Origin of the sequence: Kribbella speibonae, from assembly GCF_004331375.1 — a bacterium.
GTDB classification, from domain to species: Bacteria; Actinomycetota; Actinomycetes; order Propionibacteriales; family Kribbellaceae; genus Kribbella; species Kribbella sindirgiensis.
The window spans coordinates 215,771-235,576 of record NZ_SJKC01000002.1; the positions used below are offsets into that span (position 1 = coordinate 215,771).

Sequence of the window (19,806 nt, forward strand, 5' to 3'; positions counted from 1 at the left end):
AAATATCGGAAATTCCGTGCGGTACACGGGAAAGGCAACTTTTCTCGACCTCTGGCCACGGTAGGTGACTGGGCGGTAACGTTCCTGCACCTCGTTCCTGGGGCGTGAGGCCCCCGGGACACCTGACAAGGAGCGCGAGGATGAATAGATCCGCCCTGATCGCCGCTGCCACCGCAGTGGTGACCACTACCGCCCTCGGACTGACCAGTGCCACCACAGCAACCGGTGCGCCAACAGCTTCCCCTGTCCCCACACCCGCCGCGGCCGTCGCCAAGGCCAAGGAGGCGATCAGCAGCAACCTGACCGCGCTCCGCGCCACCACGGCCGACGCGTTCGTGGTCAAGGACGTGATCGTCGACAACGACGGCTCCAGCCACGTCCGGATGGACCGCACGATCGGGGGCCTCCCGGTCCTCGGCGGCGACGTCGTCGTACACCAGTCGAAGGACGGCGCCTTCAAGGGCGCCAGCCTGTCGCTGGGCAAGAGCGCGAACGTCGCCCGTACGCCGAAGGTCAGCAGCGCGACCGCCGCCACCAAGGCGCTCGCCAAGGGCCTCAAGGCCGACGGCAAGCCCAGTCTGGTGATCGAGGCCCGCAAGGGCGCACCGCGGCTGGCCTACCTGGTCACGGCGGTCGGCACCCAGGCCGACGGTACGCCGAGCCGCATCACGACGACCGTGGACGCCCTGACCGGCGCGAAGCTGGTCAGCGAGCAGCACATCGAGACCGCGACCGGTGACGGCAAGAGCCTGTACAGCGGGACCGTGCCGCTGCAGACCTCCACGGCGACCGGCGGCTACACGCTGACCGACGCCACCCGGGGCGGCGGCTACACCGCCGACGCCAACAACAAGACCGACTCGATCCTCTGCCAGCTGTTCGGGTTCGGCTGCCCGGTCCCGACCCGGTTCACCGACGCGGACAACCACTGGGGCACCGGCGTCAACACGGACCGCGCCTCGGCCGCCGTCGACGCGCACTACGGCGCCGCGACGACGTACGACTACTACAAGACGGTTCACGGCCGGAACGGGATCTTCGGCGACGGCAAGGGCGTCCCGAGCCGCGTGCACTACGGCTCCAACTACGTGAACGCGTTCTGGGACGGCAAGCAGATGACGTACGGCGACGGCGACAACGTCGTGGCGGGTCCGCTGGTCTCGATCGACGTGGCCGGCCACGAGATGTCCCACGGCGTCACCGAGCACACCGCGAACCTCACATACTCGGGTGAGTCCGGCGGCCTGAACGAGGCGACCAGCGACATCTTCGGCACCCTCGTCGAGTTCTACTCCAACAACGCCTCCGACCCAGGTGACTACTACATCGGCGAGGAGATCATGAAGGACCGCCCAGCGCTGCGGTTCATGGACAAGCCGAGCAAGGACGGCAACTCCGCCGACTGCTGGTCCTCCGGGGTCGGCAACCTCGACGTGCACTACTCCTCCGGTGTGGCGAACCACTTCGCCTACCTGCTGGCCGAGGGCACCGGCGCGAAGACGATCGGCGGTCTGCCGCACAACGGATCGACCTGCAACGGCACGACGCTGAACGGCATCGGGCGCGACAAGCTCGGCAAGATCTGGTTCCGCGCGCTGTCGACGTACATGACCAGCGGTACGACGTACGCGCAGGCCCGGACCGCGACGCTGAACGCGGCCACCGACCTGTACGGCGCCAGCAGCCCCGAGCGGGCCGCCGTCGCCGCCACCTGGTCGGCTGTCAGCGTCAACTGATGTGACCGACTGAGCAGCCGGTCCTGTCCCACTGGGGCGGACAGGACCGGCGTGTTCAAACGTTTTGACCATTGCCACGGTGTTTGTGCGGACCTACCGTCACTGGCATGGGTGGGGTACCCGGGGGTGGGCCGCGGCTGCGTTCGGCGCGGCCGGTTCTTCTCGTCGTCGACGCTGACCCGGAGCGTCTGGAACGGTGCGAGACCGAGCTGGATCGCGGCTTCGGCGCGGACTTCCGTGTCCGCGGCGAACTGACGGCGGCGGCCGCGCTCGACTGCCTGCGGCGCGCGCACGAGTGGGAACAGCGTGTCGCCGTGGTGCTGGTCGACCATCTGCTCCCCGACGACGACCGGGCCGAGATCCTCGCGGCGTCGCGGACGCTGCACCCCGACGCGCGACGGGCGCTGCTGATCGAGTGGGGCGCGTGGGCGGAGCGTACGACGGCGTCGGCGATCCTGACCGCGATGTCGGTCGGCGACATCAACTACTACGTGCTGAAGCCGTGGATCGCGCACGACGAGCTGTTCCACCGGACGGTGGCGGAGTTCGTCCAGGAGTGGTCGCGGTACGAGGTCGCCAACCTGCGCGAGGTGGTCGTGATCGCGGCCAGTACGTCGGTGCGCGGCAAGGCCGTCCGCAGTCTGCTGGCCCGCAACGGGATCCCGAGCGCGTTCCGGGACAGCGGTTCGGCGCTCGCGAACGACGTACTCGAGTTCGTCGGGGAGCCGGATCCCGGCGACGGGGTACTGGTCTGGATGCCGGCGGTCGGCGGCACGGTCCTGCACGATCCGACGGACGCGGAGATCGCCGAGGCGTGGGGCGTCCCGACCACGCTGGCCCCCGACGCGGAACGGTCGTTCGACCTGCTGGTCGTCGGCGCCGGGCCCGGTGGGCTGGCCGCGGCCGTGTACGGGTCGTCCGAGGGGTTGCGCACGCTCGTCGTGGAGCGGGAGTCGATCGGCGGGCAGGCCGGGACGAGTTCGCTGATCCGCAACTACCTCGGGTTCTCGCGCGGCATTCGCGGGTCGGAGCTGGCCCAGCGCGGTTACCAGCAGGCGTGGGTCTTCGGGGCGCATTTCGTGCTGATGCGGACGGTGGAACGGCTGGAGAAGCGGGGCGACGAGTTCGTCGCCGCGATCGAGTCGGTCGGGGAGGTCACGGCGCGGGCGGTCGTGCTGGCGAGCGGCGTTTCGTATCGGCGGCTCGACGTACCGTCGCTGGAGAGGCTCGTCGGCGCCGGGGTGTACTACGGCGCGAGCGTGTCCGAGGCGCACGGGCTGCAGGATCGGGATGCGTGCGTGGTCGGCGGCGGGAACTCGGCCGGGCAGGCGGTTCTGCACCTCGCCCGGTACTGCCGCCGCGTGCTGCTGGTGATTCGCGGCGAGGACCTGGCGGCGAGCATGTCGCAGTACCTCATCGACGCGATCGTTGCCGCCGACAACGTCACCGTGCGGGCGTCGAGCGAGGTGGCCGGCGGCGACGGCGACGGGCGGCTGCAGTACGTCGTCGTACGGGATCGGCGGACCGGCGACGAGGAGACGATCCCGCTCGACGGGCTCTTCGTGATGATCGGGGCGGTGCCCGGGACCGACTGGCTGCCGGCCGGGGTGGGACGGGACGCGCACGGTTTCGTGCTGACCGGATCGGACGCCGCGGCGGATCCGCAGTGGCCCGAGGATCGGCCGCCGCAGCCGTACGAGACGACGGTGCCGGGGCTGTTCGCGGTCGGCGACGTACGGTGCGGGTCGGTGAAGCGGGTGGCGTCGGCCGTCGGCGAGGGGTCGGTCGTGGTCTCGCAGATCCACACCCACCTCAAGGTCCGCTCGGATGCCTGAGCGGAAGTTCGTCTACACGCCGGCCATGGTCGGACTGACCGCGCTGGTGCTGCTGCTGCCGCTCGTCGGCCTCGCCCTGGTGCTGCAGCAACCACGGCTCGACGTGCATTGGGAGCACCATCCCGCGCACTTCTGGCTGGTGCTGCTGACTGCCGCGCTGAGCGCCGTCCTCGCCTACATGACCGGCGCCGCGGCACTACGGCGCGGGGATGCGCGGGTTCTGTTCGTATCGCTGGCGTTCCTGTCCGCGGCGGGCTTTCTCGGGCTGCATGCACTGGCGACGCCGAAGGTGCTGCTGGACACGCCGAACGCCGGCTTCACGCTCGCGACGCCGGTGGGTGTCGCGCTGGCGTCGGTGTTCGCGTTCCTCTCGAGTCTGAACATCTCCGGTATCGCATGGGGGCGAAGGCTCCGGGTCGGTCTGCTCGTCCTGATGGCCTTGTGGGCGGCGGCTTCCGTACTGCGGTTGTGGCCGCTGCACGCGACGTCCGTCCCGGAAGTTGCCGACGGCATCCTCACGGCGCTCGCCGTACCCACGGTGCTGCTGTACGGCATCGCCGCCGCGCGGTACCTGCGGACGTGGTGGGCCCGGCCGTCGCTGATGCTGCTGTCGATGATCGCCGCGTTCGTCCTGCTCGGCGAGGCGATGGTCGCGCTGGTGTTCGCCCGGAACTGGGCGCTGTCGTGGTGGGAGTGGCACGTCCTGATGCTCAGCGCATTCGTGCTGGTCGTCGCAGGGGTGCGGATCCAGTGGTACGAGGAGCGGTTCGCGGACCTGTACCAGGAGGACACGGTGTCGGGGCGGCGCGAACTGAGCGTGCTGTTCGCGGACCTGCAGGGCTTCACGGCGTTCTCGGAGCAGCACGACCCGTCCGAGGTCACGGCGATGCTCAACACCTACTTCCAGGTCGTCGTACCGGAGGTCGTCCAGCGGCACGGTGGCGACGTGGACCGGATCATCGGCGACGCCTTGATGGTGACGTTCAACAAGCGCGGCGACCAGCCGGACCACGCGCAACGGGCGGCCGAGGCCGGACTGGCCCTGCAGGAGGCGGCCGCCGTCGTCCAGGAGGCGCATCCGGGCTGGCCGCGGTTCCGGGTCGGGATCAACAGCGGGATCGCGTCCGTGACGCTGCTCGGGACGGAAGGCGGGAGAACGCATACCGTCATCGGGGACACCGTGAACGTCGCGTCGCGGATCGAGGGGAAGGCGCCGGGTGGGGCGGTCGCGATCGGTCCGGCGACGAAGGCGCTGCTGCCGGAGGCCAGCACCGATTTTCTCGGGCTGATCAGCTTGAAGGGAAAGGCCGAGCCGGTCGAGGTGTACCAGCTGCTGGCGTTGCACGGCGAATGATCACCCCTGCCTTCGGCCCGTGTTCATGTGTTGGACCTTGGAAGGACCGCGCGCCGGTGTGAGAATCCGGGAATGTCTGCCCTGTACCGATCACGGCGCCGCCTGGGCGCACTCGTGGTCACTTCGAGTCTCGTCTTAGCCGGCACCGCCGTCCTGATCGCACGGCCTGCCGACGCCGCGTCCACCGACGTGGTCATCACCGAGGTGTACGGCGGTGGCGGCAACAGCGGCGCGCCGTACACCAACGATTTCGTGGAGCTGACCAACAACAGCTCGGCCCCGATCGACGTGAGCGGCTGGTCGATCCAGTACGCCTCGGCGGCAGGCTCGACGTGGCAGGTCACGAAGCTGACCGGCAGTATCGCGCCCGGGACCGCGTACCTCGTTCAGGAGAGCGGCGGCGCCAACGGCCAGCCGATGCCGACGCCGGCCGTGACCGGGACGATCCCGATGTCCGCAACCGCCGGCAAGGTTGCCCTGGTCACCAACCAGACCGCGCTCGCCTGCGGCGCCACCTGCCACGCGGACACAGCCGTCAAGGACTACGTCGGCTACGGCACCGCGGGCGACTCCGAGACCGCGCCCGCGCCGGGCCTGTCGAACACGACCTCCGCCGCGCGGACCGACCCGGCGCTGGACACCGACAACAACAGCGTCGACTTCGCCGCGGGCAACCCGTCGCCGGGCACCCTGACCGGCGGTCCGGCCGAGCCGCCGGTGGACGCGAAGATCCACGACATCCAGGGCGCCGCGCACCGGTCGCCGCTGGAGGGCAAGCTGGTCGCGAACGTCACCGGTGTGGTGACGGTGAAGGGCAGCAACGGATTCTGGTTCCAGGACCCGCAGCCGGACGCCGACCCGGCCACCAGCGAGGGCCTGTTCGTGTTCACCAGCGCCGCGCCGACGGTCGCCGTGGGCGACGCCGTGACGGTCGCGGGCTCGGTCGCGGAGTTCCGCCCGGGCGGCTCGGGCGGTACGACGAACCTCACGACCACCGAACTGACCAACGCGAAGATCACCGTCACCGGGACTGCCGCCGTACCTTCACCGACGATCGTCGGACCGGGTGGGCGGGTTCCGCCGTCGACCGTGATCGAGGACGACGCCTCCGGCGATGTGGAGACGACCAGCACCGCGTTCGACCCCGCCAGTGACGGCCTCGACTTCTGGGAGTCGCTGGAGGGCATGTGGCTGGGCATCGACCAGCCGCAGGTCACCGGCCCGACGAGTTCGTTCCGCGAGCTGTCCGTCGTACCCGCCGGTGCGGGAGTGCGGACCGTACGCGGCGGGATCCTGCTGCAGAAGACCGACAGCAACCCGGAGCGGGTGCTGCTGGACGACGTCCTGACCGCGATCCCGGACGCGAAGACCGGCGACAAGCTGGCAGGTGTCGTGACGGGTGTCCTCGACTACTCGTTCGGCAACTTCAAGTTGCTGCCGACCACGACGCCGACCGTGGTCGACGGCGGGGTCAAGCGCGAGACGACCAAGGCCTCGTCGCCGGTCCAACTGTCGGTCGCGACGTTCAACGTGGAGAACCTGGACCCGTCCGACGGTGACGCCAAGTTCGACGGGCTGGCGCAGGCGGTCGTGCACAACCTCGCGTCGCCGGACATCCTCGGTCTCGAGGAGGTCCAGGACGACGACGGTGCGGTCAACTCCGGTACGACGAGTGCGGAGAAGACGCTCGGTCTGCTGACCGCGGCGATCGTGAAGGCGGGCGGGCCGCAGTACGCGTGGAAGCAGATCGACCCGGTGAACAATGCCGAGGGCGGTGAGCCGGGCGGCAACATCCGGGTCGCGTTCCTGTACCGGACCGACAAGGCGGTGAAGTTCGTCGACACGCCCGGCGGGACCTCGACGACGCCGACCACGATCGTCACGGATCGCCGCGGCAAGCCGCACCTGAGCGCCTCGCCGGGCCGGATCGACCCGGCCAACCCGGCATGGGCGGCGACCCGGGTACCGCTCGCGGGCGAGTTCAAGTGGCACGGGCAGACCGTGTTCGTGGTCGTGAACCACTTCAGCTCGAAGGGCGGCGACAACCCGCTGTGGGGCCGCTTCCAGCCGCCGGTGCAGGTGACCGCGGCGAAGCGGCACCAGCAGGCCGCCTCGGTGCGCGGATTCGTGGACCAGATCCTCGCCAAGGACAAGGGCGCGAACGTCGTCGTACTGGGTGACCTGAACGACTTCGACTGGTCCGAGACCGCGGACATCCTGGTCGGCTCCGGCAAGACCGCGCTGATCGACCTGCCGCGGACACTGCCGCTGAAGGAGCGGTACAGCTACGTGTTCGAGGGCAACAGCCAGATCCTGGACCAGATCCTGATCTCGCAGAACCTGCGCCCGGCGTCGGCGTACGACGTGGTGCACATGAACGCGGAGTTCCCGGACCAGATCTCCGACCACGACCCGCAGGTGGTGAAACTGATCCCGCTACCGTCCTGGGTGCGGTAACCCAGCGGATTTCGGGAGTCTTACGTACGGCGGCCGGGCGGGGTTTTCCTTGCCCGGTCGCCGATACTGGGGTCGTGACAGATGACACCAGGCAGTACGCCGTTCAGAAGTCCGACGCGGAGTGGAAGGCCGAGCTCTCCCCCGCCGAGTTCCACGTGCTGCGCCAGGCCGGCACCGAGCGGCCGTTCGTCGGTGAGTACACCGACACCAAGACGGTCGGCGTGTACAAGTGCCGGGCCTGTGACGCGGAGCTGTTCCGGAGCGAGACCAAGTTCGACTCGCACTGCGGCTGGCCGTCGTTCTTCGCGCCGCTCGCCGAGGACCGGGTCGAGTACATCGAGGACTCCACGCTCGGTATGAAGCGCGTCGAGGTCCGCTGCGCCAACTGCGGTTCGCACCTCGGCCACGTCTTCGAGGGCGAGGGTTACGGCACCCCGACCGACCTCCGTTACTGCATCAACAGCATCAGCCTCACCCTCACGCCTGCCTGACCCGCGCGTCGCCCGGTGGGGTTCTAGACTGGGTCGGCTGGTGGATCCTGGGGAAGGAAATTGGTGGCTGACGACGTCCGTAGTCCGCGGGTTCTCGATGTGCTGGCGGCGGAGGAGCCGTGGGAGGTGCCGGGCGCGTGGCTGACCCGTGTCCGGGCGCAGCTCAAGGCCTGGGCCGACGATCCCGAAGCATTGCGGCCGTTGCGCCCCGAGGCGTTCCCGGACTTCATCAAGGGCACGCCCGCCGCCGTCTGGTACACCCACCAGGTCGCTCCGCTGCTGACCGGGTGGATCCCGGTCCTGCACGGTGAGTACGCGGACCTGTCCACCGAGCTGACCCACGAGTTCTACCGGCCGTCCTCCCGCCTGGGCGGCAGCGGCCACGTGATCTACGCGGCGCCGACCGACTGGCACCTGCAGGCCATCGCCGGCGCCCGCGGCTTCCGCGAGAACGGGCGCAAGCACGCTCTCCAGCTGTCCCGGAACGTCGCCGCGCTGTTCGTCGACGCTCCCCCGATGGCCGCCCGCGCCACGGCCCTGACCGCCGCGTTCGACCGCGTCCTGGCCAACCGCGACGTGACCGAACTGCACGTCACCGGCGAGTACGACGACATCGCGAAGTACTGGCGTACCGAGGCACTCACCGACGCCGAGCGCGCCGTACTCCCCGAGCTCGCCGGCCCCACCGCCGCCCTGCGCTACTCGCTGAACGCGGTCCGGGACACGCACGCGCGGATGCTGATGCTGAGCCCGGACGAGTACGCCGGCGACTTCGCCCAGGTGCTGGCCGAGCTGATCCTGGCGACCGGGCTGCGCGGAATCCCGCAGCCGGTGGCGAAGATCCTCGGCGACTCCGCAATCGACGTGCACAAGGCACTGCAGGAGATCGACCCGACGTTCACGCTGCAGACGTGGCACGGCCACGTCAACCAGTGGATGTCCCGCGCGATCCGCAACGGTCAGGCGCCGCTCGCCCGGGCGTGGGGCGCCGCCGCCGCGCGGGTCGGCGTACACCTGTCCGGTGTGCTCAACCGGGCGCCGTGGCCGGAGCCGGAGGTGCCGGACCTGACCACGCTGTTCCGGATGCTCGACCGGGAACGCTGGAGCGCGCTGGAGAACCAGGCCGCGGCCAGCCAGGAGGCCTCGCTCTCGGCCGCCTGGAAGGACGTCAAGCAGGACGAAGCGGAGAACGCGGGCGACGCCGAGGGCGGCACGCTCGACGAGCCGCTACCGAAGCCGCTCGACTTCAGCGACAACCCGCTGGCCGAGCTCGACTCGCTGATCGGCCTGGAGTCGGTGAAGGACGCGGTCCGCCGGATGGTCGCCGAGGTGAAGACGAACCTCCGCCGCGCCGAGCTCGGGCTGCCGAGTCACGAGCGGGCGCGGCACATGGTGTTCGTCGGCAAGCCCGGTACGGCGAAGACCACGATCGCCCGGCTGCTCAGCCGGATCTACCACCAGCTCGGCGTCCTGGAGAAGGGTCACGTGGTCGAGGTCGACCGCTCCGACCTGGTCGGCGCCGGTGTCGGTTCGACCGCGCCGATGACCGCGGCCAAGTTCCGCGAGGCGCTCGGCGGCGTCCTGTTCATCGACGAGGCGTACAGCCTGACGCCGGAGAACACGCCCGGCGACTACGGCCTGGAAGCGGTCGCGACGGTGCTGAAGCTGATGGAGGACCACCGCAACGACTGCATCGTGATCGTCGCCGGGTACCACCGCGAGATGCAGCGGTTCATGGAGTCCAACACCGGTCTGCAGTCCCGGTTCCCGAAGCTGCTGTCGTTCAGCGAGTACGACACCGACCAGCTGGTCGCGATCTTCGAGCTGCAGGCCCGGCAGAAGGGCATGATCTACGGCGAGGAAGTGCTGGACAAGGTCCGCGCCGTGATCCCGCCCGCGCCGCGAGGCCACAGCTTCGGTAACGGCCGTTTCATCCGGAACGTGCTCGAGGAGGCTGTCTCCAACCAGGCCACCCGGCTGTCGGCCAGCGACCCGGACAAGCTCACCGAGCGGGACCTGCGCGAGCTGATCCCGTCCGACGTCCGGCCCCCGACGTCGATGCGTGCCGAGGACTACCTGCTGCAGAAGCCCGGGACCTAGACCGGGGTCGCGAGCGCCACGGGGTTGCCCTCGGGGTCGGCGAGGTACGCCTGGCGCTCGCCCCACGGCATCGTGGCCGGCTCCTGCAGGACCGGGTGGCCGGCCGCGCGGAAGCGTTCCACCTCCGCGTCGACGTCGTCGACGTACACGAACAGCTCGAAGCGCGGCGCCGTACCGACCGTGATGCCGAGCTGGGCCTCGGGCCAGTTCGCGTCGGACAGTCCGAGGGACGACTCGCCGCGCTCCAGGCCAACGTAGTGCGGGTCGCCCTCCAGCGGGAACTGGTACGTCGGTTCGTAGCCGAGGAGCGTGTAGAACTCGACGGACCGGCGTACGTCGGAGACGTACAGCACCGGAAACGCCTTGCGGTGCATCAGACCAGATTCGCGATCAGGTCGGACACCTCGGTCCGCTTGCCGGTGTAGAACGGGATCTCCTCGCGGACGTGCCGGCGGGCCGTCGAGGCGCGCAGGTCACGCATCAGGTCGACCATCCGGTGCAGCTCGTCGGCCTCGAAGGCGAGGATCCACTCGTAGTCGCCGAGCGCGAACGACGCCACCGTGTTCGCCCGCACGTCCGGGTAGGTGCGCGCCATCTTGCCGTGCTCGGCGAGCATGAACCGGCGCTCCTCGTCCGGCAGCAGGTACCACTCGTACGACCGGACGAACGGGTACACGCAGATGTACGGCCGCGGCTCCTCGTCGGCCAGGAACGCCGGGATGTGGCTCTTGTTGAACTCGGCCGGCCGGTGCAGCGCGAACTGGGACCAGACCGGCGCCAGGTGCCGCCCGAGCCGCGAACGGCGCAGCTGGTGGTACGCCTCCTGCAGCGCGTCCGAGGTCGGCGCGTGCCACCAGATCATGAAGTCGGCGTCCGCCCGGAAGCCTTCGACGTCGTAGAACCCGCGGATCACGACATCGTCGGCGGCGAGCTTCCCGACCAGGTCGTTCAGCTCGGCGGTCAGCTCGTCCCGGTCGACGTCACCGAGCGGCGTTTCAACCTTGAACACCGACCACAGCGTGTAGCGGATGACATCGTTGAGCTCACGGGCCTTCGGCTTACCAGTCACGACTTCATTGTCTCCAATGCGTTCAGATGCTCCCGAACCCGGGTGGCCGCCTTGCCGCCCGAGGCCACACACGCGGCGATCCCGACACCCCGGTACGCCGCCCCGCACACCGCCAGCCCGGGTACGCCGGCGACCGCGGCCTCCACCCGGTCGACGCGGTCCAGGTGCCCGACGGCGTACTGCGGAAGACCACCGCCCCAACGCGTCACCAACGAACCGACTGGAGGCGCCTGAAGTCCGATCGCCTGCTGCAGATCGGACATCGCAAGCCGTACGAGCTCATCGTCGGACCGCTGCAGCACGTACTCCTCGCCGAGCCGCCCGACCGAGGCTCGCAGGACGGCGAGCTCGCCCCCGGCCTCCGCGGACCACGCCCACTTGGCGTGCGAGTACGTCGACGCCTTGATCGTCCGGCCCTCGACGGACGGCACCAGGAACCCGGACCCGGCGGCCTCCGACGGCCAGTCGCGCTTCCGGACGGCGAGCGTGACGATCGCCATGCTCGCGTACTCCACCGCGGCCAGCTCGGTCGATGCCGCGGGCACCAACTCCCCCAGCATCCGCCCGGCCGGAGCAGCCGGTACGGCGACCACGACCGCATCAGCGGTGAGGTACGTCGGCGCGGGCACCGGCCCCGCCTCCAGCTCGAACCCGTCGGCGGTCCGCGAGATCCGGCGTACGGCGAGCTTGGTGCGGATCTCGACGCCGCGGGCGGTCAGGTCCTGCTCGAGGGCGCCGATCAGGCGGTTGATGCCGCCCACGATGCCGGCGAACACGGGTTGGCCGGCGCGCTTCTGTCCTAGTTCGCGCAGCTCGGCTGTGGCGGCGAGCAGGCTCGGCGCGGTCCGCAGCTTCGCGTACAGGTCGGGGACGGCGGCGGCGAGCGAGATCTCCTCGGCCTTCCCGGCGTACACCCCGCCGAGCAGCGGATCGATCAGCTTGTCGGTCACGGCGGACCCCATGCGCTCGGCAACGAACCGCCCGATCGCCACGTCCTCCGTCAGCGCGGGCGCCGCCAGCTCGGCCTCGTGCGCGACCTGCTCCGCGGCCGCGTCCCCGAGGACGTCGGCGGTCGCGGCCGGATCGACCGGGACGCCCATCACGGTCGGCGGGATCGCCCGGATCCGGTCGCCGACCCACAAACCGGCCGACGTCGTCGCCGGATGCACCAGCTCGTCCCCGAGCCCGACGGCCCGGATCAGCTCGACGGCCTCCGGCCGCCGCGCCAGCACCGACTCGGCGCCCAGGTCGACCGGCACCCCCTCGATCGCGTCCCCGGCGAGCTTCCCGCCGAGCCGCGGCGACCCTTCGAGGACCGTGATCCGCGGCGGGTTCGGCCCGGTCGCGAGCGCGTACGCCGCCGCCAGCCCGCTGATCCCGCCACCGACCACGACCACCCGGTTCATACCAAGCTCATTTCGTACTTCTTCCCCGGTCCCAGGTCGGTGCTGCTGGGCCCGACGGCCCGGAACCCGACGCGGGTCAGTACCGCCTGCGAGGCAGGGTTGTGGTCCGAGGCCCCGGCCCGGAGCGCGGTCAGTCCGTACGTCGGAGCGAGCTCGATCACCGCCCGGACAGCCGCCGTCGCGAGCCCTTTGCCGGCCCAGTGCTCCGCGATCCGGTAGCCCAGCTCGGCGGCACCGTTCTCCAGGTCGATGAGATTCACCCGGCCGATGACAGCGCCGGTGTCGTCGACGAGCACGTGGAAGCGGCAGATCCCGGCCTCCTGCTCCGCCAGCAGCGCCGCGTGGCGCGTGCCGAAGTCGGCGAAGTACTCGTCGCCACGGTCCCAGATCCACTGAGCGAAGTACTGCCGGTTCGCCCGCTCGAACGCGAGTACGGCGTCCTCGTGGTCGGCCCGCATCGGCTCCAGGGTGACGGCGTGGTCAGGCAGGTACATGGGCCGACTTCACCTGGACGTACTCCGTGATCCGGCGCAGCACCTCGGGATCGGCGTTCGGCGGGACGCCGTGGCCGAGGTTGAAGATGTGACCGGGCGCCGCCTTGCCCTCGGCGAGGATCCGGTCGATCTCCGGCTCGATCGTCTCCCAGCCGGTGAACAGCAGAGCCGGGTCGAGGTTGCCCTGGACCGGCTTCGGGGCGCCCCCGGCGGCAGTGACCCGGCGGACCGCCTCGTCCAGCGGGACGCGCCAGTCGACGCCGACGACATCGGCCCCGGCCTCGCTCATCAGGCCGAGCAGCTCGCCGGTGTTCACGCCGAAGTGCACCCGCGGTACGCCGTACTCCTTCATGGCCTCGAACACCTTCGCGGAGTGCGGCTGCACGAACCGCTCGTAGTCCCGCGGCGACAGCCCGCCGGCCCACGAGTCGAACAGCTGGATCGCCGACGCCCCCGCCTCGACCTGGACCGACAGGAACGCGATCGCGACATCGGCCAGCCGGTCCGCCAGCGCGTGCCACAGGTCCGGCTGACCGTGCATCATCGCCTTGGTCTTCGCGAAGTCCTTGCTCGGCCCACCCTCGACCAGGTACGACGCGAGCGTGAACGGCGCACCCGCGAACCCGATCAACGGCGTACCGCCGAGCTCGGAGACGAGCTGCTGGATGGCCTCGGTGGTGAACGGCACGTCGGCCGCGGTGACCGGGCGGACTGCCGCTACCCCGGCAGCGTCCCGGATCGGGTCCGCCGACACCGGGCCGATACCAGGCTTGATCTCGATGTCGTAACCGGCGAACTGGAGTGGGGTGACGATGTCGGAGAAGAAGATGGCCGCGTCCACGCCGTAACGGCGGACCGGCTGCAGCGTTATCTCGACGACGAGGTCGGGCCGCGTACAGGACTCGAGCATCGTGATGCCCTCGCGGGCGGCACGGTACTCGGGCAGCGCCCGCCCGGCCTGCCGCATGAACCACACCGGAGTGTGCGGCACCGGCTCACCCCGGGCGGCGAGCAGATAGGCGGAACGGTCCGGAGTGGAGAGTGGCGTCACTGGCACACAGCGATGATCCCACGCTGTGATCACGGCGCGATCGGCACCCGGGTGACCCGGTCGCGTGCTGTTACCGGCGCGTCTTAGCAGGCGGCGGTGAGTAATCAGTCGTAGGCTGCCGACATGGGTGCCCGCAAGCAGGTCGACGCGCCACCCGCGGAGTTCGCCGAGGCAGTCTCGCAGTTACGAGGTGCCCGGTTCCGGCCCGAGGTTTTCGTCGAGGAGATGCCCGCACCGCAGCGGATCGCACCGCATGCGGCGGCGGTCAGCGCCGACGTGACGGTCGACGGTGACGATATCGCCACCGGCCGTCTGGTCGTCCTCTACGACCCGGCCGGGAACGACGCCTGGCAGTCGACCTTCCGCTGTGTCGCATACGTGCGCGCCGCCGTCGAACCGGAGATGGTGACCGACGCGCTGCTCGGCGGCGTGGGCTGGACCTGGCTGATGGAGGCCCTGGCGGACCGCGGTGCGGACTTCCTGGCCCCGAGCGGTACCGTCACCAGGGTGGTATCGGAAAGCTTCGGCGGGATGGCCGACGACGACGCGACGGCGGAGATCGAGATCCGCGCGTCCTGGAGTCCCGTGCCGGGCGCAGGTGGGCTGGTCGACGTGACACGCCACGCCGAGGCCTGGGGCGAAGTGCTCTGTACGGCGGCGGGTCTGCCACCGGTGCCGCCGGGGGTGGTCGCGATGCCGACCCGGCGTGGACAGCGGGGCCGATGAGCCCAGCTGACACCCAGCCCTCCGAATCGGCCGACCCGGCCGCCCAACTGCCCCTGCTCGAGCTCAGGGACGGGCTGTCCGAGGTGATCGACACCGACAGCGTGCTGTCCGAGGCGGTCGAGGCGTTCCGCTCCGGCACCGGTCCGGTGGCGGTCGACGCCGAGCGTGCCTCGGGTTACCGCTACTCGCACCGCGCGTACCTCGTCCAGCTGCGCCGTGAGGGCTCCGGCTCCGCGCTGGTCGACCCGATCCCGTTCGGCGACCTGTCCGCGCTCGGCGACGCGATCGTCGACACCGAGTGGATCATCCACGCCGCGAATCAGGATCTGGCCTGCCTGGCCGAGGTCGGGATGGTGCCGCGGCAGGTGTTCGACACCGAACTGGCCGGCCGCCTGCTCGGGTACCCGAAGGTCGGGCTCGCCTCGCTCGTCAGCGAAGTACTCGGCTACCGGATGCGCAAGGAGCACTCCGCGGCCGACTGGTCGACCCGTCCGCTCCCGGCGCCGTGGCTGGTGTACGCCGCGCTGGACGTCGAGATGCTGATCGAGCTGCGGAACGCGATCGAGCAGGAGTTGCGCCGCGAAGGCAAGTGGGACTGGGCGCAGCAGGAGTTCGCGGCGATCCTGGACGCTCCCCCGCGGGAGCCGAAACCGGACCCGTGGCGCCGTACGTCGGGGATGCACCGGGTCCGGAACCGCCGCAGTCTGGCCGTCGTCCGGGCGCTGTGGGAGGCCCGGGACCAGATCGCCGAGTCCGCCGACATCTCCCCCGGCCGGGTGCTGCCGGACGCCGCGATCGTCGAGGCGGCGTCCGCGATGCCGGCCGAGCGCGACACGCTGCAGAAGCTCACCGCCTTCAAGGGCCGCGGCGCGCACCGCCACATGCGGACCTGGTGGGAGGCGATCGACCACGCCCGCAAGCTCCCCGACTCCGAGCTCCCCAAGCAGGGCCCGAGGTACGACGGCCCGCCGCCGGCCCGCGCCTGGGCCGACCGCGACCCGGATGCCGCAGCGCGCCTGTCGGCCGCCCGGACCGCCGTCGCCGAGATCGCCGAGGCGCACCGCCTCCCCACCGAGAACCTGCTCGCCCCGGACACAATCCGCCGCCTGGCCTGGTCGCCGCCGCCGGACGTGAACCTCGAGGTGGTCAGCACCTTCCTCCGTGACCACCACGCCCGCGCCTGGCAGATCGCCCTCACCGCGGAAGTCCTCACCGACGCGATGACCTCCGAGGCCAAGTCCCTCGACTAAACCACCGACTCCTCGGCGGTGGCGTGCTGGCGGATCTCGGTGCGGAGAGTCAGGGCGATCTGGAGGGCGCCGAGGAGGATCACGGTGGCGATGATGGCGAAGATCTGGCGGTAGCTGAGCAGGCTGACCAGGAGGCTGCCGACGGCGAGCGAGATCGCCTGGGGCGTGGACACGAGGACTTCGACCGCGGTCGACACGCGGCCGATCAGGTGGTTCGGTGAGCGCCGCTGCATCAGGGTTGTGAACGCCACGAACGTCCACGGCAGCCCGAGACCACAGATGCCCGCGCCCACCAGCACCACCGCGATACTCGGCGCGACCGCGCAGACGACGGTGGCGGCGGCCAGGGCGATCAGTCCGAGAGTGCAGGTGGCGATCTCGCCGAGGCGGCGTACGGCGCGGCTCGCGGTGAGACCGCCGATCACGGCGCCGACGCCCTGGCACGTCACGAAGACACCCGAGAAGGTCGCCGGCTTGCCGAAGGCATCCATCAGCGCGTAGATCGACGACTCGAAGAAGCCGATCACGAGGATCGAGATGGCGAGACCGGCGAGGACGTGCCGCAGCACCCGGTCGCCGTACAGGAAACGGACACCGCCGAGCAGGTCCGCCCGGAACGTGCTCTGGACGGGAGCCGGGGTCTCGGTGACCTTGATCGTCGCGATCAGCAGCCCGGCGACCACGAACGAGGCCGCGTCGACGACAGCCACCAGCCAGCCGCCCGCGGTGGCGAAGATCGCGGCCCCGACCAGCGGCCCGAACAGCCGATACCCCTCCTTGATCGTGGCGAGGCTGGAGTTCGCGTCGACGAGCAGTTCGTCCGGCAGCAGTTCCTTGAGCAGCCCGTTGAGCGCGGCGGGCAGGACGACGAACGAGACGCCGTACAGGAACGCGACGACCCAGATCAGCCACACGTCGCCCGCGTCCCGCACGAGCACGAGCGGGAGGACCGCGGCCGCGCTGGCGAAGTTGCCCCAGACCAGGATCCCCTTGCGAGGCAGCCGGTCCACCCAGACGCCCAGCACCGGAGCCCCGAGCGCCGGCAGCACCATGAAGAAGAACGTCAGACCGGCGAGCGCGTTGGAGCCGGTGAGGGTCTTCACCCACATGCTCAGCACCAGCAGCATCACCGAGTCGCCGAGCATCGACGTACTCAGCCCGGCGAACAGGCGCGGGAACCCGGGCTGCGCGAACAGCTTCCTCATGCCGGCTCGACCCCCGGGAAGTACGTCGGCATGCCCCAGGCGACGAACTCGCACAGCCGGGATCCGGCCGGCCGCTGCGCCGGATCGGTGAGCCGCCCGGCATGGCGATCGAGCACCGCGACGATCGCGTCGTTCATCTCCTTGAGCTCGTCCGCCGTCAGCCAGGCCACCATCTCGGTGTTGCGCTGCGCCGCGCGCCACTCCTCGGGCTCCTCAGACGCGCGCTGCTGTGCCTCCCGCAGCCGGTCCATCGCGCGGCCCATCGCCACCTCGGACAACGCCTCCGCGGCCCGCCGCTCGTCCATCGAGGCCGACGCGTGCTCGTCGTCCCACCGGAATCCGAGCCCCGGCACCTGCCACGGCCGCTGCCGGCCCTTCCCGCCCGCGGCCTCCTCGACGAAACCGTGCTGTGCGAGCTTGCGCAGGTGCCACGAACAGTTGGCAGGTGTCTCGTCGAGCCGGTCGGCCAGCTCGGTCGCGGTCAGCGGCCCGCTGACCGACAGCAGCTCGATGATCGCCATCCGCACGGGATGGGCCAGGGCATTCAGCTCGCGAGGGTCGCTCAAGCGGCGATGGGGGTTCGGCATGCATCGAAAGTACTCTTTCGAAAGAGTTGTTGCAATGCCGTGCACAAAGAATCCCCGCCGCAGACCCGCGACGGGGATCCAGGGTGGCGGCTAGGCCGGGAGCTGGGACTCGATGGCGGCGACGACCTCGTCGGACTCCGGCTCGGTGCGGGGGCGGAACCGGGCCGCGACCGCGCCCTCGGGGGTGAGCAGGAACTTCTCGAAGTTCCACTGGATGTCGCCGGACTCGCCTTCGGCGTCCGGGGTCTGCGTGAGCTCGGCGTAGAGCGGGTGCCGGCCGTCGCCGTTCACCTCGAGCTTGTCGAGCATCGGGAACGTCACGCCGTACGTCGTCGAGCAGAAGGTGTCGATCTCCTCGGCCGTGCCGGGCTCCTGGCCGCCGAACTGGTTGCACGGGGCGCCGAGCACGGTGAAGCCACGCGACGCGTACTTCTTCTGCAGGTTCTCCAGGCCCTCGTACTGCGGCGTCAGACCGCACTTCGACGCCACGTTCACGACCAGCACGGCCTTGCCCTTGTACTCACCCAGCGAGGTGGGCGCACCGGACAAAGTGGTCAGCGGAATGTCGTACAGGCTCATGCTCATCCTTGGGAGGTTGGGAGGTGACGGGCAAGAAAGTCTTCGGTACGTCGCCACGCCAGCGCGGACGCCTCTGCGTGGTGGAACATCGGGAGCGGGTTGTCGAACGCGTGACCGGCACCGTCGTACCGGTGGATCTCGACCTGATCGTCACTGCCCAGCCCGGGGACGATCGCGTCGACGTCCAGGTAGGCGTCGGTGTTGCCGAAGTGGTGCAGGCTGCTCGCGCGAACCTTCGGTGCGAGCTCGAGCAGACCGGGCAGCGCCGAACCGTAGTAGCTGACGAGAACATCCGGCGACGACACGGCGGCCACGTTGAAGCCGAGACCGCCGCCGAAGCAGAAGCCGACGACCGCGGTGCCCTGACCTCGCGCCCGCAGGTACTCCAGCGCGGCGACGGAGTCCTTGACCGCCTGATCCCAGTCGAGGCGTCCGACGATGCCCATCGCGCGCGGCAGCAACTCCGGGGAGGACTCGTCCAGTTCCGTGTCGTCCAGCCGCCAGTAGATCTCCGGCGCGATCACGTAGTACCCGAGGGCGTGCAGGTCCGCCGCACGCTGCTTGATGTAGTCGGAGACCCCGAAGATCTCCTGCAGCAGCAGCACTCCCGGTGCCTCGGCGTCGGCAGATCCCCACTCGTGGACCGGCAGCAGACCTGAACCTGTCTCGATCTCCGGAGTCACACGGTGAAGCGTACGACCTCGGGCGTCATCGGTTCTGGCTCGGGGGCGGGTGCGGGCACCCACGCCTTGGTCTCGGCGATGGCGTCGAGGAGGAGCTGGTACAGCCGATCGTCCGGATCCGGTACGCAGGCCTGCGAGATGCCCTCGACCGCACACGACACTGCGCGAGGCGCCGTACGGCGGGCGAAGTCCGGGGTCGCACGGCGCGCGCGGGACGTGAAGGACCGCGCCCACTTGGCGGCCGACGGGACCGACTCCAGCACTGCGAGCGACTCCGGCTCGATGTCGTCGGGCGGGCGGCCGTCGAGCGACGCGAGCTGCTTCTCCCCCACCAGCAAGGCGACGGCCAGGATGTACTGGCGTTCCTGCGAGACGACCGGCAGCGCGTGCTGGATGCAGCGCGCGGTCACCCGCGGTACGACGTGCGGGTCGTCCGGGGTCAGGCCGATCACCGACGGGATCAACGGAGCCAGCCGGGACCGGCCGGAATCCGTCGTGCAGTCGTTCACGTCGCGCGCGACGCCGGCCAGCAGCGCATGCGTACACGACGGGTGGTCCGACCACGGCTCCCCGGCCAGGTAGGACGCGAACTCCATGAAGCAGGCGCCTTTACGCGGACTGCGATGTTTCCCCCGGCTCAGGACCGGCACGGACAGATCAAGATTGTTCATGGAACAACTCCAGTAACGCGGACCTTGACCACCAGCATGCGCTCATTCGGCCCGCTTTGCCACGGGTCACGGATTTGTGAGCCGACCCACAGGCGCGGGGACTTTGGCAGTT

18 protein-coding genes are annotated in these 19,806 nt (G+C 70.1%); 8 read left to right on the forward strand and 10 right to left on the reverse strand.

Annotated elements, in window-relative coordinates; genetic code table 11:
- The first annotated feature begins 140 nt into the window (after nt 1-140).
- The 6 genes from E0H92_RS14495 to E0H92_RS14520 all read left to right on the forward strand — a co-directional run bounded on the left by E0H92_RS14495 (nt 141) and on the right by E0H92_RS14520 (nt 9,973).
- Nucleotides 141-1,736: a M4 family metallopeptidase gene (locus E0H92_RS14495; protein WP_131462033.1), complete on the forward strand. Its 1,596-nt coding sequence runs from the start codon at nt 141-143 to the stop codon at nt 1,734-1,736.
- 107 nt (nt 1,737-1,843) lie between these two features.
- The gene (locus E0H92_RS14500) at nt 1,844-3,571 is read left to right on the forward strand and encodes an NAD(P)/FAD-dependent oxidoreductase (protein WP_131462034.1); all 1,728 of its coding nucleotides are present in this window, start codon (nt 1,844-1,846) and stop codon (nt 3,569-3,571) included.
- Entirely contained in the window at nt 3,564-4,925 is a 1,362-nt protein-coding gene (locus tag E0H92_RS14505; protein ID WP_131496616.1) for an adenylate/guanylate cyclase domain-containing protein, read from the forward strand. Before E0H92_RS14500 ends, E0H92_RS14505 begins: the two co-directional genes overlap by 8 nt.
- Nucleotides 4,926-4,997: 72 nt before the next feature.
- Nucleotides 4,998-7,382 (forward strand): lamin tail domain-containing protein, encoded by a 2,385-nt coding sequence (locus tag E0H92_RS14510; RefSeq protein ID WP_131496617.1) that lies wholly within the window; start codon nt 4,998-5,000, stop codon nt 7,380-7,382.
- A gap of 74 nt (nt 7,383-7,456) precedes the next feature.
- Nucleotides 7,457-7,873, forward strand: coding sequence for a peptide-methionine (R)-S-oxide reductase MsrB (gene msrB, locus E0H92_RS14515; protein ID WP_131295559.1), 417 nt, complete (start codon nt 7,457-7,459; stop codon nt 7,871-7,873).
- Nucleotides 7,874-7,936: 63 nt separating this feature from the next.
- Nucleotides 7,937-9,973, forward strand: coding sequence for an AAA family ATPase (locus E0H92_RS14520; RefSeq protein WP_131462038.1), 2,037 nt, complete (start codon nt 7,937-7,939; stop codon nt 9,971-9,973).
- Here the strand turns inward: E0H92_RS14520 and E0H92_RS14525 are convergent.
- Genes E0H92_RS14525 through hemE form a run of 5 tightly spaced genes read right to left on the reverse strand, consistent with a single transcriptional unit; the run spans nt 9,970 to nt 13,999 of the window.
- Nucleotides 9,970-10,347, reverse strand: a complete 378-nt coding sequence (locus tag E0H92_RS14525) for a VOC family protein (RefSeq protein ID WP_131496618.1) — start codon at nt 10,345-10,347, stop codon at nt 9,970-9,972. The genes E0H92_RS14520 and E0H92_RS14525 overlap by 4 nt on opposite strands.
- Nucleotides 10,347-11,042 carry a hydrogen peroxide-dependent heme synthase gene (gene hemQ, locus E0H92_RS14530; RefSeq protein WP_238173432.1) on the reverse strand — a complete coding sequence of 232 codons (696 nt, stop codon included), beginning with the start codon at nt 11,040-11,042 and terminating at the stop codon, nt 10,347-10,349. The genes E0H92_RS14525 and hemQ overlap by 1 nt, the downstream gene beginning before the upstream one ends.
- Nucleotides 11,039-12,448 (reverse strand): protoporphyrinogen oxidase, encoded by a 1,410-nt coding sequence (gene hemG, locus E0H92_RS14535; protein ID WP_131496619.1) that lies wholly within the window; start codon nt 12,446-12,448, stop codon nt 11,039-11,041. The genes hemQ and hemG overlap by 4 nt, the downstream gene beginning before the upstream one ends.
- Nucleotides 12,445-12,942, reverse strand: a complete 498-nt coding sequence (locus tag E0H92_RS14540; protein WP_131496620.1) for a GNAT family N-acetyltransferase — start codon at nt 12,940-12,942, stop codon at nt 12,445-12,447. Before E0H92_RS14540 ends, hemG begins: the two co-directional genes overlap by 4 nt.
- The gene (hemE, locus tag E0H92_RS14545; protein WP_238152692.1) at nt 12,929-13,999 is read right to left on the reverse strand and encodes a uroporphyrinogen decarboxylase; all 1,071 of its coding nucleotides are present in this window, start codon (nt 13,997-13,999) and stop codon (nt 12,929-12,931) included. The genes E0H92_RS14540 and hemE overlap by 14 nt, the downstream gene beginning before the upstream one ends.
- Before the next feature lie 117 nt (nt 14,000-14,116).
- Here hemE and E0H92_RS14550 point away from each other — a divergent pair, with 117 nt between their 5' ends.
- Nucleotides 14,117-14,719, forward strand: coding sequence for a DUF3000 domain-containing protein (locus tag E0H92_RS14550; protein ID WP_131496621.1), 603 nt, complete (start codon nt 14,117-14,119; stop codon nt 14,717-14,719).
- Nucleotides 14,716-15,969: a ribonuclease D gene (locus E0H92_RS14555; RefSeq protein WP_131462043.1), complete on the forward strand. Its 1,254-nt coding sequence runs from the start codon at nt 14,716-14,718 to the stop codon at nt 15,967-15,969. The genes E0H92_RS14550 and E0H92_RS14555 overlap by 4 nt, the downstream gene beginning before the upstream one ends.
- On the opposite strand, the gene E0H92_RS14560 is transcribed toward E0H92_RS14555, so the two are convergent.
- From E0H92_RS14560 to E0H92_RS14580, 5 genes are all read right to left on the reverse strand, one after another.
- Nucleotides 15,966-17,174 carry an MFS transporter gene (locus E0H92_RS14560; RefSeq protein ID WP_131496622.1) on the reverse strand — a complete coding sequence of 403 codons (1,209 nt, stop codon included), beginning with the start codon at nt 17,172-17,174 and terminating at the stop codon, nt 15,966-15,968. The genes E0H92_RS14555 and E0H92_RS14560 overlap by 4 nt on opposite strands.
- A complete protein-coding gene (locus E0H92_RS14565; RefSeq protein WP_131496623.1) occupies nt 17,171-17,761 on the reverse strand; it encodes a helix-turn-helix domain-containing protein in 591 nt (196 codons plus the stop codon). Before E0H92_RS14565 ends, E0H92_RS14560 begins: the two co-directional genes overlap by 4 nt.
- A gap of 90 nt (nt 17,762-17,851) precedes the next feature.
- Nucleotides 17,852-18,340: a glutathione peroxidase gene (locus E0H92_RS14570; protein WP_131497426.1), complete on the reverse strand. Its 489-nt coding sequence runs from the start codon at nt 18,338-18,340 to the stop codon at nt 17,852-17,854.
- Nucleotides 18,341-18,342: 2 nt separating this feature from the next.
- On the reverse strand, nt 18,343-19,023 hold the full coding sequence (locus tag E0H92_RS14575; RefSeq protein ID WP_131496624.1) for a dienelactone hydrolase family protein: 681 nt from the start codon (nt 19,021-19,023) through the stop codon (nt 18,343-18,345).
- Entirely contained in the window at nt 19,020-19,694 is a 675-nt protein-coding gene (locus E0H92_RS14580; RefSeq protein WP_131496625.1) for a hypothetical protein, read from the reverse strand. The genes E0H92_RS14575 and E0H92_RS14580 overlap by 4 nt, the downstream gene beginning before the upstream one ends.
- Nucleotides 19,695-19,806 lie beyond the last annotated feature (112 nt).